Here is a 16,611-nt window from a genome sequence, read left to right as displayed (position 1 = left end):
CCGATATGCGGCGTATGTGAGCCAGGCCTACCGTGACCGTCATGGGTGCAGCGGGAAAAGCGGTGGAGCTGGAAGCCGACGGACGGGCCGTACGGCTGTCCAGTCCGGACAAGGTCTACTTCCCGGAGAAGGGCTACACGAAGAGGGACGTGGCCGAGTACTTCCTGGCCGTGGGCCCCGGCATCACGCGCGCCCTGCGCAATCGGCCGACCACCCTCCAGCGCTTCGTGGACGGTGTCGAAGGCGAGTTCTTCTACCAGAAGCGGGCCCCGAAGAACCTCCCCGACTGGATTCCCACCGCCAGGATCGCGTTCCCCAGCGGCCGTCCCGCCGACGAGATCTGCCCCACCGAGCTCGCGGCCGTCATCTGGGCGGCCAACCTCGGCACGCTCACCTTCCACCCCTGGCCGGTCCGGAGCACCGACACCGACCATCCGGACGAGCTGCGCATCGACCTCGACCCACAGCCCGGTACGGAGTACGCCGACGCGGTGAGGGCCGCCCATGAGCTGCGGTCCGTGCTCGACGACCACGGTCTGCGCGGCTGGCCCAAGACCTCCGGCGGCCGGGGCATCCATGTCTTCGTCCCCATCGAGCCGCAGTGGACCTTCACCGAGGTCCGGCGCGCCGCCATCGCCGCCGGGCGCGAACTGGAACGCAGGATGCCGGACAGAGTGACCACCGCCTGGTGGAAGGAGGAGCGCGGAGAGCGGATCTTCGTCGACTTCAATCAGACCGCCCGCGACCGCACGATCGCCTCCGCCTACTCCGTACGCCCTTTTCCGCACGCCCCGGTCTCCGCCCCGCTGCGCTGGGAGGAGATCGACGACGCCGAACCGGGCGACTTCGACATCAGGACCATGCCGAAGCGCTACGCGGAGGTGGGTGACGTGCACGCGGACATGGACGAGCACGCCTTCCGGCTCGACGGGCTGCTGGAGCTGGCGGACCGCGACGAGCGGGAGCGCGGTCTCGGCGACATGCCGTACCCGCCGGAATACCCGAAGATGCCGGGCGAACCGAAACGGGTCCAGCCGAGCAGGGCCCGGCGCGACGAGGACGGCGATGCATGAGCGCACCCGGCCTGGAGCCCGTCACCCCGCGCGGGGAACATGCCCGGCCCCCGGCCCGCGGTGACCGATGGGCGGCGTTCAAGGCGTCCCCGTATCTGCCCGCCCTTGTGCTCCTGTTCATCATCGCGGCCGCGGCCGGTCTCTTCGCGGGCTCCTACACGTACGCGATGGCCAACCCGACCCCGCGCAACATCCCGGCCGCGGTGGTCGGCCACCTCGACACCCTGCGCGACAAGGTCTTCCTCGACCGGCTGGAGGGCGCGCTCGACACCTCGCTGGTACTGCACGAGTACGCCACCGGAGCCGAAGCCCGCATCGCGCTGGAGGAGCAGAAGGTCTTCGCCGTCCTGCGGTCCGAGAACGACGGGGTCGGCCTGGACGTCGCGAGCGCGTCCGGAGCCTCGGTCGCCCAGCTGCTCGCCGAGTCCACGCTGAAGGTGGGCGAAGCGGCCCATGTGCCGGTGAAGGTCACGGATGTGAAGCCCCTGCAGCGGGGCGACCCGCGCGGCCTCGCTCTCTTCTACATCTCGCTCGCCGCGGTGGTCGTCGGGTTCCTCGGCGCGATCCAGCTGAGTGTGCACGCCAAGGCGCTGGAGCCCCTGGAGCGGATCGGGTTCACCGTCGCCTACGCCCTGCTCGGCGGGTTCGCCATCACCGCCGTGGTGGACTGGCTGCTCGACTCCGTCGACCTGCCGTTCGTCCAGTCGTGGATGATCCTCGCCTTCACCATGTTCACCACGGGCATGGTCTTCAACATGTTCAACGTCCTGATCGGGCGCTGGGCGATGATCCCCACCTGGGGACTGATGGTGATGCTCGGCAACCCGTCCTCCGGTGGCGCGGTGTCCTGGCCGCTGTTGCCGTCGGTGCTCGGCTTCATCGGCCGCTGGCTTCCCCCGGGCGCCTCGGTCAACGCCCAGCACGCCGCCGTCTACTACCAGGGGCACCAGCGGGTCTTCCCGTACCTGGTCCTCGCCGGCTGGGCGCTGGTCTCCTGCACGGTGTTCTGGGTATGGCGCCACCGGCACCCGGAAGGCCGTGACCACATGCCTCAGCATGCGGCCACGGCCACCTGATGGTGCGCGGGCCGGCTACAGCTCCTTGATCCGGATGTCGCGGTACGAGACCACGTCCGTGGTGCTGTGGACCTGGAGTCCGATGTAACCGGAGGCGTACCGCCGGCCGTCGGTGCCCGGGTCGTCGCCCCGCGGCGGCTCGAAGACCTGGCCGCCGTTGTTGTCGAACTCGTTCAGCAGGACACCGTTGCGGTAGACCGAGTAGTGCTGGTCCACCACCCGGATCTCGTAGTCGTTCCAGGTGCCCTTGGACGTGACGCCGGCGCCGGCCAGACCGATCCGGTCGAAGCCGTAGATCGAGCCGGTCTTGTACATGTCGCCGTCCGGACGGTCGAGGATCTGCACCTCATGGCCGTACTTGATGGCGACCCACTCCGGACGCGACTCCTCCGGGTTGTCGTGGACGTTCGGGAAGCGGACGAACACACCGCTGTTGGCGTTGCCGGTGCCGGGGGCGTCGTCGCGCCACTGGAGCTTGAGCGAGAAGTCGCCGTACTGCCGGCCCGGGAACCAGAGCATGCCCATGCCGTCCACGGTGGTGGAGCTGGTGATCGTCCCGTCCGCGTTGAGCCCGAACTTGCCGCCACCGACCTGCTGCCACTTGGCGAACGACGCCGCCGTGCCGTCGAAGAGCTTCGTGTAGCCCTCGTCCTGGCCCGGCTTGCCGATCCCCGACTGCTTGGCCGCCCGGTAGATCTTCTTGTGCTCGCGTGCGTCGATCACACCGGCGGCGAGCAGCTTGTCGAGGACGCTGTCGACGTGCTTGAGGAACAGCGCGTGCGACGACCAGTCCTTCTCGTCCTCGATCAGCTCATTGATCGTGCAGCGGTTGCCGGTGATGCGGTTGGGAACCCCGGTGTCGACGGTGCCGACGATGACGGTGAGCCGCTCGTCGAACTCCGGGCAGTTCGGCGCCGGTACGCCTCCGCTCTCCGCGACGGTGAACGACACCTGCTTCGCCACCGAGGTGTTGCCCGCCTTGTCCGTCGCCCGGTGGGCGACGGTGTGGTAGCCGACCCGGTCGACGATGACGGTGGTGGTATACACGAGGTACGGGCCGCCGTCGAGCGAGTACTCGATCCTGTCCACGCCCGATTCGGCGTCGGTCGCGGTGACCGTCACCTTGGCGCTGGTGATGTAGGCGTTGTCGGAGTTCTTGTCGCCCTCCACCTTGGCCGAGGTCTCCGGCGGCGTCTTGTCCTGCGTCGGCGGTGCGACGACGGTGAAGCCGACCGACTTCTCGGCCGCCGTGTTGCCCGCCCTGTCGGTGGCCCGGTAGCGGACCTGGTGCGTGCCGGTCTCGTGCACCATCACGGGCGCGGTGTACGGCTGCCAGGCGCCGTCCGCCCCGATCGCGTACTCGATGGTGTTGACGCCGGACCCGGTGTCGGAGGCGGTCACGGTGACCGTCGCCATCCCCAGGTACTGCCCCTGGTCGTCCTTCTCGCCGGACACGGTCGCCGAGGTCTCCGGAGGCGTCTTGTCGTCCGTCGGCGGCGCGGCGACCGCGAAGCCGACCGACTTCTCCGCTGCCGTGTTGCCCGCCCTGTCGGTGGCGCGGTACCGGATCGTGTGCGTCCCGACCTCGTTCACCACGATCGGTGTGGTGTACGGCTGCCAGGCGCCGTCCGCCCCGACCGCGTACTCGACGGTGTCGACACCGGAGCTGTCGTCGGTCGCCGAGAGAGTGACCGTCGCCTGACCGATGTACGCGCCGTCGGCGTTCTTGTCGCCGTCGACCTTCGCCGAGGTCTCGGGCGCGGTGGTGTCCGTACCGCCGCCGTCCGTGACGGTGAGGATGCCCTGCATCGCCTCGTGCCCCGGCATGGTGCAGTGGTAGAAGTAACGGCCGGGGGAGAGCGTGACCTCGGCGGTGTGCTTGCCGCCCTGGTCGTCGGCCGGGTTGGCCAGGATGTTCAGCGTGACGTCGTTGTTGAACTCCGGGTCCGAGACGCTGAACGTCAGGGTGTGCGGCATCCCCGTGGTGTTGCCCGTCGCCGCGCTGTTCTCGAAGACGATGGTCGCCTTGCCGGCCACCGCGGTCTTCGGAGCGGACAGATAGTGGTCGATGGGGTCGCCCGCCGTCCAGGTGAGGACCTGGTCGGCCGCCGCAGCGGCGGGCTCCACCGTACGGCCGTAGGCCGCCGTCGAGGTCAGCCCCAGCATCATCAGGAACGAACCCAGCAGGGCGAGCCACAACCGGGCGGGCCGGAACCGCCGTCGCGAGAAGATCGATCGGTGTCTCACTGCACTGCCGCCTTCCTGGCCAGATCCTCGGCGGCCGGGGTCGGACCGCCGCCCTTGTATGTCACACGCCACAGCGCGGACTTGGAGTCGGAGGTGAAGAAGCCGCGCCCGTAGTCGAGGACATACAGCGAACCGTCCGGGGCGAACTTCCAGTCCATCAGGTTGCGGATGCCGTCCGCGCCGACCGGGATGATCTTCTTCAGGGACTCGGCGTGCGTGGGCAGACCGCCCTTGCCGACCGTCTTCGGGTCGGTGAGCACGGCGTGCCGCGGCTGGGTGTCGTCGTAGAAGTCACCGACGAACCACTTGCCGTCCCAGTAGGAGGGCCACTTGTCGGTGCTGGTGCTCGCCGCGTCGTACCGGTAGACCGGGCCGTTCATCGTGGCCTGACCGCCGCCCTTGAGCCACGGCAGCAGCTGCTTCTGCTCCTCCACCTTGTAGCTCGGGATGCCGTTCGCGTCGCGCGGGTAGTCCACACCACCGCCCTGCGGCGAGTACCAGATGGTGTTGGACGTGATCGGCGGCAGGTTCACCAGGCCGTCGTTGTTCGGAGACTCGTTCTTGGGGTGGTCGCAGTCGTACCAGCCGAGCGGCTTGCCCGGGTCGGGCAGATTGCGGTCCCGGTAGGGCTGCTTGTTGCCCATGCAGTACGGCCAGCCGTGGTTGCCCGCCTTGGTGATCGCGGCGAACGTGTCGTACTTGGCCGGACCCCAGGTGGTGCTCGGCGAGCCCGCGTCGGGGCCGACCCAGCCCGCGTACAGCGTGTCGGTGGTCTTGTCGACGGAGATCCGGGCCGGGTTGCGCACCCCCATCACATAGATCTCGCCGCGGGTCCTGCCGCCGCCCTCGTCCGGCTCCTTGCCGGTGAAGAGATTGCCCTCGGGCAGGGTGTACGTGCCGTCGTCCTCGGGGTGGATCCGCAGGATCTTCCCGTTGAGGTTGTTCGTGTTGCCCGCGGTGCGCCGGGCATCGGCGAAGGAGACGCCCTTGTAGTTCGGCTGCGGGTTGTTTCCGGAGTAACCGTCGCTGAAACCGGAGGAGTTGTTGTCACCGGTCGCGATGTACAGGTTGCCCTTGGAGTCCCACGCCATCCCGCCGCCGGCGTGGCAGCAGCTGTGGACCTGCACCGGCCAGTGCAGCAGCACCTTCTCGGAGGACAGATCCAGCTTGTTGGTGGCTGGATCGAGGGTGAAACGGGAGACCTGACGCACTGCCATCTGCTTGTCGCGGTCGATCTTCGAGTGGGGCGTGTAGTGCAGATACACCCAGCCGTTCTTCTCGAAGTCCGGGTCCAGCTCGATCCCGAGCAGCCCCTCCTCGACCTTGACCAGTTCGTCGCCGCCACCCTTGTTGCCGAAGATCGTCAGCTCACCGGCGAGGGTGACTTTCTTGGTCTTCGGCTCGTAGACATGGATCTGTCCCAGACCCTTGCCGATGTCCGGGTTGTTCCAGTCGGTGACGACCGGCTTGCTGCTGTCGGCGCCACCGCGCCCGATGTACAGCACCCGTCCGTCCGGGGCGACAACCAGGCCGTGCGGCTCGCCGATCTGGTCGTTCCGGCCCGGCTGATTGGGCTGGGTGACGCGCTCCGCCTTGTAGTTGGAGTTGATCGTCGCCTTGCAGTCGGCCTGCGAGATCCGCGTCGTCCAGTCGAGCGCGCCGCGCAGATGGTCGCGGAAGTCGGTCTCCGCGAAGCTGTCGACCGTACCGCCCATCGCCGTGTAGAAGGACCTGCCGCCGTCGTAGTCCCGGCACCAGGAGACCGGGTGGTCCCAGCCGTTGGCGCCCGCGCCCGGCTTGTACGTGATCTCCCGGACGCGCGCCACGGTGTGTACATCACCGGACGGATTCTTCGTCCAGTTCAGCCACTTGTCCGGGCGCTTCCATTCCAGCGGCAGGTTCTTGGTCGCCGGGTGTTGCCGGTCTCCGATCTCAACCGTCGCACGCTGTACGTTGGTTGGGCTGCCGGCCGCCGGACGGGCCCCGACCAGACCGGTGAACCAGTCCGAGTACGGCTCGGTGCGCGCCGCGTCATGGATGCCGAGGAATCCGCCGCCCGCCTCCATGTACGCCTCGAGACCCGCCTCCTGCTCCGGGTCGAGCACATCGCCGCCACCGGTCAGGAAGACGACGGCGTTGTACTTGCCGAGTTGCTTGCCGTTGGTGAAGACGGCCGGGTCGTCCGTGGCGACGGTCCTGAACCGACCGGCCTCCGGCCCGGTGAGCCCGATCTTCTCGATTGCCGCGATCCCGGCGTCGACGGTCGGGGACTCCTCGGTGGCGGAGGCGTGGAACACCAGCACCTTGACGTTGGCACCACCCGGCGGCGACGGCAGGGACAACGTTGTCGCCATACTTCGTGGCGGTTCCGGATAGGGCCTGGCGCTGGCGGCGTTGCCGCCGAGCAGGGAAGCGGTCAGTGCGCCGGCCGCCAGAGCCGCCGCAAGTCCGCGTCGCGATCTGGACCTGTGATGTGGTGTGCGCTGCATGTGGTCACCCACCCCTCTTTGGTCACTGCAACAGCGGATGAAGCTAGACCTCTTTTCGCGGCTCGCCAATAGCTATGGCAGCAATGGCACGAACTTTGTCCTGGGTGTGGATAAACGAAGATCCCCCGGCTACGGTGTGGGCCGTCCGGGGGGCACGTGTGCCCCGCCAACCTCTGCTACCTCTGAAGCCGCCGCAATCCCCGTAACCTCCGTAATCTCCGCGGTCTACGCAGTCTCCGCGTTCTGGGCAAGTTCGCAAAAACTCCGTAAATTCCTTAGTGCAGTGGGGAGTTCGACATGGACAGAAGGAGCTTCAACCGGCGGATTCTGGTCGGCGGTGGGGTGGCGGCCGCCACCGGCGTGACATCGTTGTCGCTCGGTGCGATCGAGGCCAGCTCGGCGGAACCCCCGCCCAAGACCGCCCCGGCCGGAGGTGTCGTCCGCCATCTCAAGCTGTACGCGGAGAAGCTGGCGGACGGTCGGATGGGATACGGCCTGGAGAAGGGCAAGGCATCGGTCCCGGGGCCGCTCATCGAGATCAACGAGGGCGACACCCTGCACATCGAGTTCGAGAACACCATGGATGTGCCGGCCAGCCTTCATGCGCACGGCGTCGACTACGACATCGCGAGCGACGGCACCCGGGTGAACAAGAGCATCGTCGAACCGGGCGGCACCCGCACGTACACCTGGCGCACCCATGCGCCGGGCCGGCGCAAGGACGGCACCTGGCAGCCGGGCAGTGCGGGCTACTGGCACTACCACGACCATGTCGTCGGTACGGATCACGGCACCGGCGGCATCCGGAAGGGCCTGTACGGTCCGCTGATTGTCCGGCGCAAGGGTGACATACTGCCGGACAAGACGATCACGATCGTCTTCAACGACATGACGATCAACAACAAGGCGGCCCACGAGGCACCTGACTTCGAGGCCACGGTGGGGGACCGGCTCGAAGTGGTCATGATCACGCACGGCGACTATTACCACACGTTCCACGTCCACGGTCATCGCTGGGCGGACAACCGGACCGGTCTGCTCAGCGGCCCCGACGACCCGAGCCGCGTGATCGACACAAAGATCGTCGGCCCGGCGGACTCCTTCGGCTTTCAGGTCATCGCGGGCGAACACGTCGGCGCCGGTGCCTGGATGTACCACTGCCATGTGCAGAGCCACTCCGACATGGGTATGGCCGGACTGCTGCTGGTCGCCAAGGCGGACGGCACCGTGCCGGGGTACGACCCACACGACATGATGACCCACGACACGGCCGCGCCGGACAAGACCGCGCCGGACAAGACCGCGCCGGACAAGACCGCGCCGGACAAGACCGCGCCGGACAAGACCGCGCCCGGCAAGACGGCGAAGGAGCCGGCCGCCCAGGACCCGGCGACGCACGGGTCCTGAGCAGTCAGTTCTCCGACACCGCTCCGGCTGCTTCGGCCGTTCCGGTGGCGAGGCGCAGCTGTTCCTCCTCGACGATGCGTCGGGCCAGAGCCCCGTCCGACACATCCACGGCGTCCGGCGTCGTCTCGGCGACGTCGCTGCGCCGTGCGTAGAGGTCGAACAGCCGCTCCTTGCGGGCCAGGATGTTCAGCATCCGCTCGTCGACGCTGTCGGCCGCGAGGAGCCGGTGCACCTGGACGGTCCGTATCTGCCCCATCCGATGGGCGCGGGCCACCGCCTGGTGCTCCATCGTCGGCTTGATCTGCGGTTCGCAGATGATGACGACGGAGGCAGCCTGCATGTTCAGTCCGACACCGCCCGCCTGGATCTGGCTCAGCAGGACGGCATGGCCCTCGACGGCACCGAACCGGTCGATCATCTCCTGGCGCCGGGCAGCCGGGAGACTCCCCGAGAGCGGCCCGAACACACACGTCCCCAGGGCCTGTTCGACCGTGAGGAGCACTTCTCGGAAGTACGAGAACACGACGACCTTGAGGCCGTTGTCCGCGGCCTCTGCGACCAGCTCGCGCAGCCGGTTCAGTTTCGCGGATGTGGCGGGCCGGGCGTACGCGGCCCGGCGCATCCGCATGAACTGCCCGGCGCCCACCGCCGCGCGGTAGGCATCGAGATCGTCCTCGCTGAACTCCTCCCACTCATCGACCTGCACCAGCGCCGGGAGTTCGGTCAGCACATCCTCCTGATTGCGCCGCAGATAGGCCGGGGCGACGGCCCTGCGGAACGCGTGCGAACCGGCGGCTCCATGGGTGGTGCGGATCGAGGGCGCCAGTTCGGGCTGAAGATGACGGACGAGGCTGCGGAACTCCTCGACCCGGTTCTCCATCGGCGTACCCGTCAGGAACAGCACCCGTTCGGTGCGTTGCGTCCAGCCGGACACCGCCCGGGAGCGGCGGGTCTCGGGGTTCTTGACGTAGTGGGCCTCGTCGACCACCAGCATGCCGGGCCTCATGCCGCAGTCCCGGGGGGCCGGCAGGGTGTGCAGGGCATCGAACGTGGTGAGCGCGACCCCGCCGGTCTCGCGCCACTCGGCGAAGGCGCCGTGTCGCTCGGGGCCGTGCACCGGCAGCGCGCGCAGGGTGGAGCGGGAACGGACCTCGCGCGCCCAGTTGATGAGCACGCTCGCCGGACAGACCACCAGGAAGTGTGTCTCGCCCCGCGCCGAGAGGTGCGCGAGCGCGGCAATGGCCTGGACGGTCTTGCCGAGCCCCATTTCGTCGCCGAGGATCACCCGCTTCTGCGCGAGCGCGAACCGGGCGCCGAACGACTGGTAGCCGCGCAGGGAGACGCGCAGATGGGCGTCGTCCAGCCGCAGACCGCGGACCCGGTGCGCGATCCCGGACGGGAGGAACCCCTCGGCCGCGTCCCGGTCGGGGTTGGTGCCCGACATCTCGGCGAGCAGGCTGTAGTACTCGGCGGAGCGCAGCTCGAAATCGACCCACGCGGCGACATCCGACTCCGCGTCCCGCAGCAGATCGACCGACACCTGCCCGAACAGCAGGGGAAGCCCGCGCGCAGTCGCTTCGGCGACGGCGGCCCGTACCGAGGCGACGGCCTCCAGCGCCTGGGCGCGGGCCTGCCGCCGGGTGAACAGCATGCGCAGCCGGCCCCGCGCAGGCCCAGCCGCGGCGAGCAAGGGCTCAAGACGTCCGATGAGCCGGCCCGCCGCAACGACGGCCCGGCGGACGTCCGGTCCGGCCTCGACCAGTCGGTGCAGTGCGGTGACCAGCGCGGTCGTGGATTCGTCCGGGGTGTCCACGTCTATCCGGACCGCGACGGTGTCCCGTACCGCGTGGGCGATCTGCCCGGCCGCGGCCAGCGCCTGGTCTGCGGTCTGAGCGCCGACCCCGGGGATCTGGCGGAGCTCGTAACGGTTCGCCTCGTGGACTTGGCCGACGGTCGTGAAGCCGGCCTGCTCGACCGCGCCGAGCCGCAGTCTGCCCTCGGTGACGTCCTTGAGTCTGGAGACCGGGATGGCCGACAGTTCGTGACGGATGAGGGAGTCGAGCAGCGGAGTCAGCGCCGCGTGCACCGCATCGACGGCGCGGGCATGATCGGCCAGCACCGCGCGCGCCGTGTCCAGCAGCCGCTCGGCCTGCGCCAGCAGCTCCCGGGCGTCCCGTCCCGTGGACGCCCCGGCCTCCGTCGGTCCGGCCTCTGTCATGTACGTTCCTCTGTCCGCGCAGCCCGGCTGCCGTCCTGCCCGGCACCTGCCCCGACCGATTCATATCGTGCCACGCGGCGCCGACAGTGCCTTCGGTTCAGGGCGTGGGCGGTCGGCGTTCCGCCGGGGACAGCAGCAGAACCTCCAGGGCCCGCGCACAGGAGCGGGCCTGCGACAGGAACCACTCGGTGCGCGCTTTTGTGATCACCGACGGCGTGGCCCTGACCGCGAGAGCGAAGCGCGCATACCCGGCGCCGTCCAGCACCGGGACTGCCAGGGTGCGTACCCCGTACGCCGACTCGCCGTCGTTGAGCGCATAGGCGTCCGTCCGTACCTTCGTCAACTCGGTCTCCAGTGCGGCCGGTTCGACGATCGTTCGGTCGGTGAACGCGGGAAGCGGAGGGAGTGAGGAGGGTCCGCCCTCGCCCGGCCGGGCCCAGGCCAGCAGCACCTTGCCGAGCGCGGTGGAGTGCAGTGGCCTGCGCAGCCCCATCTTCGGAGTGACCGAACCACCGGCGACGATCACGGCGTGGGGGCCGCTGCGCAGTGCCAGGTCGGCGGTGGCGCCGGTGCGCTCGGCGAGATCGGTCAGCTCCGGGGCGGCCAGATGCAGACCGCGCTGGTGGTAGGAGAGCCGGCCCAGCTCGGTCACGGCGGGGCCGAGCCGGTAGCGGGACGTACGGGCGTCCTGCTCAAGGAAGCCGGCGCCGAACAGGGTGCGGGCCAGACGGTGCGCGGTGGAGACCGACAGCCCGAGGCGGCGGGCGAGGTCGGAGGCGCTGAGGTCGGGGCCGTTGTCGTGGAAGCAGTGCAGGACGTCCAGGGCGCGCTGTACCGCCTGCGCTCCGCCGGGAGCACGCATTGTCGCGGCCTCGGTCATATCAGGTCACTCTCCGCTCGTGAGGGGGGAAGGCGGGGCATGTAGTTGCCACATTACGGGAGTTGAGAAAGAGGAAACCGGGACTGTGAAACAGTCCGTTCATGCTCAATCCCACATCATGGGCAGCGAGTTGTGAGTCGAGGCGAGTCCATGGCAGGCTGCTGCACGTCACCACCGCCGAGCAGAAGGGAGCAGTGCCATGGCCGGTCGCCGAACCGTGACCCCCGCCCACGCCGCTCCGGTCCTGCTCGTCCTGACGCTGCGCCGTCACATCGACCTGGCGCGGGTCTCCAGCGCCACCTGTCGCTGACCCTTTTCCCTTCCCCCGCTTTCCGTTCCTTAGACCGACCGGCACATGGGGGGGCGGCGTCGCGGGGCTGGGCACGCGCCCCCCCAAGGCCTTAAGGGCCAGGGGGACCCCCTCCCGCGTTGTCGTCAGTCACCAACTCCCCCATAGCTGAAGGCATGGGGGGACCCCCTTCGCGTTGACTCCCTTTTTCCGCCTTGCAGCTGCACGCACCCAGCCCCGCTCCTTCATCCACCCCCCATGTGCCGGTCGGTCTTACTCCCGCCGCGTTTCCGACGCGGCGCGGAGCTCTTTCGCCGTACGCGGTGCCCGCACCCCTGACGTACGTGCCACGCGCCACGACACCATCTGCTTCGCCGACCCCTCGGGAAGACTCCATGACACACGCCGTCCTGCCCCGGACGCTCTGGTTCACCCGCTGTCCCGTACCCACCGCGACCGGCATCGCCGCCGACCGGCATTGGCTCACCGAAGAGTTCGCGCCCGACGGCATCATGGTGCGCTCCCTCCAGGACGCCGCGCCCGATGCCGACCGTGCCGCCCACTTCACCCACGCGCTGCCGGGACTCTTTCGCGAAGGGGGCAACGTCCCCGCCCTGTGGGCCCGTTCGCGTGGCGAGCGGACCCGGCTGATCGGTCTCACCTGGATCGAGGAACGGCAGACCGTACTGGTCAGGCCCGGCTCCGGCATCCGGGGCGTCGACGCCCTGCGCGGGCTGCGGCTCGCCGTTCCCGTGCACGACATCGCCATCGACTTCTGGCGGGCCATGGCACTGCGCGGCTTCGAGGGCGCGCTCGCCTGCGCCGGACTCGCACTGGACGACGCCACCGTCGTCGACGTACCCGCCTCGGAATCAGAAGGCCAGTGGGCCGCCGAGCTGGCGGCGCTGCGGCACGGTGACGTCGATGCCGTGTATGTGAAGGGCGCGCTGGCCGTCGAGGCCGCACGGCGGGCGGGCGCCGAGGTGGCCGTCGAACTCGACGAACTGGCCGACCGCCGGTTCCGGATCAACAACGGCACCCCGCGACCCATCACCGTCCACCAGCAGCTGCTCGACGACCACCCCGACCTCGTCGACCGCTTCCTCGCCGTCCTGCTCAGGGCCGCCGACTGGGCCACCGGACAGCCCGGCGAGGTCGCCCGCATCCTCGGCGCCGAAACCGGGGCGGGCGCCGACGGAGTCGCCGGGGCCTACCGGCCGGGCACCCACCTCAACCTCCACCCCGACCTCTGCCCGGAACGCCTCGCCCTTCTCGCCGAGCAGGAGGCCGGGCTGCGGGCCCACGGCTTCCTGCCCGAATCCGTCGACGTCACGGCCTGGGCCGACCCCGAGCCACTGCGCCGCGCCATCGCACTCACCGCCTCCCGTCCCGCCGTCTCCCCGCTTTTTGCCCCCTGAGCCATGAGGACCCCCGACACCATGAACCTTCCCCGGCCACTGCGTACGACCATCGCCCCTGCGCTCCTCACGATCACCGCACTCCTCGCCCTCACCGCCTGCGGCACCTCCGAGGCCGACAGCGGCAGTGATGGTCTTGGCGCCAAGGGCACGGTGGACATCCGCATCCCCGACCCCGGCAACTCCGGTGTGCTCGCCCTCGGCAAGAAGGACGGCAGCCTCGACAAGGCGCTCGCCAAGGCCGGCGCCAAGGTGCGGTGGACCGGCAGCGCCGGGCCGTTCGCCCCGGCCGCCCAGGCGATGAACGCCGACCAGCTCGACATCGCCACCGGCTCCATCACCTCCGGCATCACCTCGCTCGCCCAGCGCCCCGGCTTCAAGTTCTTCACCGCGGTCGACCCGGACGCGGCGGGTGAAGGAATACTCGTCAAGAACGGCTCCGGCATCGAATCGGTCGCCGATCTGGTCGGCAGGAAGGTCGCCGTCAACCAGGGCGGCACCGGCGAATACCTGCTGCTGAAAGCCCTCGCCAAGGCCGGTATCCCCGCCGACAAGGTCAAGCGGGTCTATCTGCGGCCCGACCAGACAGCCGCCGTCTTCAACGCGGGCAAGGTCGACGCCTGGTCCGTCTGGGCGACCTACGCCGTTGCCGAAATCGGCAGCGGCAAGGCGCACTTCGTCGCCGACGGCGCCGCGATCGGCTCCGACAACTACAGCCTCAACGCCGTGCGCACGGGCTTCGCCGAGCAGCACCCGAAGGTAGTGAAGGCGCTCTACCAGTACCTCCGCGAAGCCGGCGCCAAGGAGAAGCAGAACCCGGCCGCGTACCTGAACGTCTTCACCGACGTCGGACCGACCGCCGTCACCGGCAAGGCCAAGGAGGTCCAGGCCGACTTCACCCGCAAGGGCGGCACGGTCCGCCCCATCGGACCCGAGGACATCAAGCGCTTCGAGGCCGTCGCCGCCTTCTACGCCGAGCAGAAGGTCACCCCGACCGAGGTCGACGTCGCCGCCCACCTCCTCGACATCGAGAAGCTGAAATGAGCGACACCACCCTGCATCCGGGCCTCGTCCGGCCACGCTCCCAACGGCCGGGGGTCCGCAGCCGGAGCTACTCCATGACCGTCCGGGCGCTTGGCCCCCTCGCCCTCCTCGCACTCTGGTGGGCGGCATCCGCCACCGGCCTCCTCACCCCCGACGTACTCGCCTCGCCCGCCGAAGTGCTGCGTGCGGTCGGGGAGTTGTGGGGCAATGGGCAGCTGACCGACGCGCTCACCACCTCCCTCACCCGCTCCGGACTCGGCCTCCTCATCGGGCTCGCCGCCGGGCTGACCCTCGGCATCACGACCGGATTCACGCGCCTGGGCGACGAACTCCTCGACTCCTCCCTCCAGACCCTGCGCACCATCCCGTTCCTCTCCCTGGTGCCCCTGTTCATGGTCTGGTTCGGGATCAACGAGACCGCGAAGATCCTGCTCATCGCCGTCGCCACCACCTTCCCGATGTATGTGTCCACGTCGAGCGGGGTGCGCAACACCGACCCGAAGCTCATCGAAGCCATGCGCAGCTTCGGCATGGGCCGGCTCGCTCTCGTACGCGAAGTCGTCCTTCCCGGAGCCCTGCCGTCCCTGCTCGCCGGGCTGCGGCTCTCCATGACACTCAGCGTCATCGCACTGATCGCCGCCGAGGAGATCAACGCTACGGCCGGCATCGGCTATCTGATGTCCCAGGCGCAGAGCTACGCCCGCACCGACATCCTCGCCGTCTGCATCCTCATCTACGGGCTGCTCGGACTCACCGCCGACATCGTCGTACGGCTGCTGGAACGCATGCTGATGCCATGGCGCACCCCGCAGGGAGCCACCCGATGAGCGATCGGACCCCTCATTCACCTGCGGTGCGGGTACGGGGACTGCGCCGCGTCTTCGGCGACCGTGCCGTGCTCGACGGACTGCGACTCGACATCGCACGGGGCGAGTTCGTAGCCCTGCTCGGCGCGAGCGGAAGCGGAAAGACGACCCTGCTGCGCATCCTGGGCGCACTCGACGGCGCCGACGGGGGAGAGGTCCTCGTCCCTCAGGCCCGTACTGTCGTCTTCCAGGAACCCCGCCTCGTACCGTCGAAGAAAGTCCTCGCCAATGTGACGGTGGCCCTGCCGCGCAACCGCTCCGAGCACGGGCTGCGTGCCCTGGCCGAAGTCGGCCTGGAGCGGCATGCCGACGCCTGGCCCGCCACCCTCTCCGGCGGCGAGGCCCAGCGGGTCGCGCTCGCCCGCGCCCTGGTGCGCGAACCCGAACTGCTGCTGCTGGACGAGCCGTTCGCAGCACTCGACGCCCTGACCCGGCTGAAGATGCAGGACCTGGTGGGGGAGCTGTGCCGCAAGCACCGGCCCGCCGTCCTCCTCGTCACCCATGACGTCGACGAGGCGGTACGGCTCGCCGACCGGGTCGCCGTCCTGCGCGACGGCCGGCTCATCACGGACGACCCCGTCACCGTCGACCGGCCGCGCGACCCCGGCGACCCCGCGTTCGCAGCCCTGCGCCGACGACTCCTCGACGACCTCGGGGTCGAGACGACCCAGCAACCCGCAACAGCCCCCGAACGTACCGAAGCCGGAGTGACCTGAATGACCATCACCATCGGTGTGCACAGCAGCAACCCGTCCCTCTACCACCTGTACCACCTCTCCCGGCTCGGCCTCGCCCAGGAGGAACTGGCCCCGCTCGGCGAGAGCGTCGTCTTCCACCCGTACACCAACGGCGTCCGCACCGGCGAACTCCTCAGCCAGGGCGTCATCGACTTCGGCGGCACCGGCTCCACCCCGCCGGTCACCGCCCAGGCCGCCGGGCACGACATCGTGTACACCGCCGTCTCCGCCCCGCGCCCCGAACACGGTGCGCTCCTCGTCCCCGAGGACAGCCCCGTGCGTACGATCGCGGACCTCAAGGGCACCACCGTCCACCTCGCGATCGGCTCCTGGCAGACCCATCTGATCGCCAAGGCGCTCGACGACGCGGGGCTCTCCTACGCCGATGACATCACCGCCGTACGCGGCAACGACGACAGCGAGGAGCTGCTGCGCACCGGTGCCATCGCCGCCTGGGTCGCGCAGGGCGCCCAGCTGGCCGCGGCCCGCCGCACCGGCGGGCTGCGCACCCTCGTCCGTACCGGCGATGTCATCACCGACCGTTCCGTCTTCTTCGCCCGCCGCGACCTGGCCGAGAACCGCCCCGAAGTCATCGAGGCGCTCACCCGTGCCCTGCAGCGCGCCGACGACTGGGCGGCCGCCCATCCCCGCCAGGCGGCCGCGATCGCCGCCGCCGACCTCGGAGGATCCGCCGACGACTGGGAGACCGCGCTGCGCACCCTGCCCTGGCAGATCGAGCCCGTCACGGACGCCTTCATCGCCGAGCAGCAGGAAGCGGCCGACATCTTCCACCGCACCGGCTTCATCGACCGGCCGGTCACCGTCGCCCGTGCCCGGGCCGGTGCCGCCGCGGACAAGGCGGCGTGA

The 16,611-nt window shown here is 69.5% G+C and carries 12 protein-coding genes and 2 pseudogenes; 9 read left to right on the top strand and 5 right to left on the bottom strand.

Going from position 1 to position 16,611, the window contains the following annotated elements; translation table 11 throughout:
• Positions 1 to 62 precede the first annotated feature (62 nt).
• Together ligD and ACIPEK_RS15110 are read left to right on the top strand one after the other, a co-directional pair.
• Positions 63 to 1,073: a non-homologous end-joining DNA ligase gene (ligD, locus tag ACIPEK_RS15115; protein ID WP_401995849.1), complete on the top strand. Its 1,011-nt coding sequence runs from the start codon at positions 63 to 65 to the stop codon at positions 1,071 to 1,073.
• Positions 1,070 to 2,149: an ABC transporter permease gene (locus ACIPEK_RS15110; RefSeq protein WP_401995513.1), complete on the top strand. Its 1,080-nt coding sequence runs from the start codon at positions 1,070 to 1,072 to the stop codon at positions 2,147 to 2,149. The genes ligD and ACIPEK_RS15110 overlap by 4 nt, the downstream gene beginning before the upstream one ends.
• A 15-nt stretch (positions 2,150 to 2,164) precedes the next feature.
• On the opposite strand, the gene ACIPEK_RS15105 is transcribed toward ACIPEK_RS15110, so the two are convergent.
• Together ACIPEK_RS15105 and ACIPEK_RS15100 are read right to left on the bottom strand one after the other, a co-directional pair.
• Entirely contained in the window at positions 2,165 to 4,396 is a 2,232-nt protein-coding gene (locus tag ACIPEK_RS15105; protein WP_401995511.1) for an OmpL47-type beta-barrel domain-containing protein, read from the bottom strand.
• Positions 4,393 to 6,885, bottom strand: a complete 2,493-nt coding sequence (locus ACIPEK_RS15100) for a ThuA domain-containing protein (protein WP_401995508.1) — start codon at positions 6,883 to 6,885, stop codon at positions 4,393 to 4,395. Before ACIPEK_RS15100 ends, ACIPEK_RS15105 begins: the two co-directional genes overlap by 4 nt.
• Positions 6,886 to 7,182: 297 nt before the next feature.
• Here ACIPEK_RS15100 and ACIPEK_RS15095 point away from each other — a divergent pair, with 297 nt between their 5' ends.
• Positions 7,183 to 8,292, top strand: coding sequence for a multicopper oxidase domain-containing protein (locus ACIPEK_RS15095; protein WP_401995505.1), 1,110 nt, complete (start codon positions 7,183 to 7,185; stop codon positions 8,290 to 8,292).
• On the opposite strand, the pseudogene ACIPEK_RS15090 reads toward ACIPEK_RS15095, so the two are convergent.
• The 3 genes and pseudogenes from ACIPEK_RS15090 to ACIPEK_RS15080 form a co-directional block, all read right to left on the bottom strand.
• Positions 8,184 to 8,606: pseudogene (locus ACIPEK_RS15090) on the bottom strand (hypothetical protein); the annotation flags it as partial. The gene ACIPEK_RS15095 and the pseudogene ACIPEK_RS15090 overlap by 109 nt on opposite strands.
• Positions 8,555 to 9,736 (bottom strand): annotated as a pseudogene (locus tag ACIPEK_RS15085) (DEAD/DEAH box helicase); the annotation flags it as partial. The pseudogenes ACIPEK_RS15090 and ACIPEK_RS15085, both read right to left, overlap by 52 nt.
• 871 nt (positions 9,737 to 10,607) lie before the next feature.
• The gene (locus ACIPEK_RS15080) at positions 10,608 to 11,390 is read right to left on the bottom strand and encodes an IclR family transcriptional regulator (protein ID WP_401995502.1); all 783 of its coding nucleotides are present in this window, start codon (positions 11,388 to 11,390) and stop codon (positions 10,608 to 10,610) included.
• A gap of 199 nt (positions 11,391 to 11,589) precedes the next feature.
• Here ACIPEK_RS15080 and ACIPEK_RS15075 point away from each other — a divergent pair, with 199 nt between their 5' ends.
• The 6 genes from ACIPEK_RS15075 to ACIPEK_RS15050 all read left to right on the top strand — a co-directional run bounded on the left by ACIPEK_RS15075 (position 11,590) and on the right by ACIPEK_RS15050 (position 16,611).
• A complete protein-coding gene (locus ACIPEK_RS15075; RefSeq protein WP_383072889.1) occupies positions 11,590 to 11,700 on the top strand; it encodes a putative leader peptide in 111 nt (36 codons plus the stop codon).
• Positions 11,701 to 12,074: 374 nt separating this feature from the next.
• Positions 12,075 to 13,097 (top strand): ABC transporter substrate-binding protein, encoded by a 1,023-nt coding sequence (locus ACIPEK_RS15070; protein ID WP_401995499.1) that lies wholly within the window; start codon positions 12,075 to 12,077, stop codon positions 13,095 to 13,097.
• 21 nt (positions 13,098 to 13,118) lie between these two features.
• A complete protein-coding gene (locus ACIPEK_RS15065) occupies positions 13,119 to 14,141 on the top strand; it encodes an NrtA/SsuA/CpmA family ABC transporter substrate-binding protein (protein WP_401995496.1) in 1,023 nt (340 codons plus the stop codon).
• Positions 14,138 to 14,968 (top strand): ABC transporter permease, encoded by an 831-nt coding sequence (locus ACIPEK_RS15060; RefSeq protein ID WP_383072892.1) that lies wholly within the window; start codon positions 14,138 to 14,140, stop codon positions 14,966 to 14,968. Before ACIPEK_RS15065 ends, ACIPEK_RS15060 begins: the two co-directional genes overlap by 4 nt.
• Positions 14,965 to 15,723: an ABC transporter ATP-binding protein gene (locus ACIPEK_RS15055; RefSeq protein ID WP_401995493.1), complete on the top strand. Its 759-nt coding sequence runs from the start codon at positions 14,965 to 14,967 to the stop codon at positions 15,721 to 15,723. Before ACIPEK_RS15060 ends, ACIPEK_RS15055 begins: the two co-directional genes overlap by 4 nt.
• Positions 15,724 to 16,611 (top strand): ABC transporter substrate-binding protein, encoded by an 888-nt coding sequence (locus tag ACIPEK_RS15050; protein ID WP_401995490.1) that lies wholly within the window; start codon positions 15,724 to 15,726, stop codon positions 16,609 to 16,611.

Source organism: Streptomyces sp. NPDC088246 (genome assembly GCF_044741025.1).
GTDB lineage: Bacteria > Actinomycetota > Actinomycetes > Streptomycetales > Streptomycetaceae > Streptomyces.
Note: the sequence above shows the minus strand (reverse complement) of the source record. Positions and strands in the feature narration are given on the sequence as shown.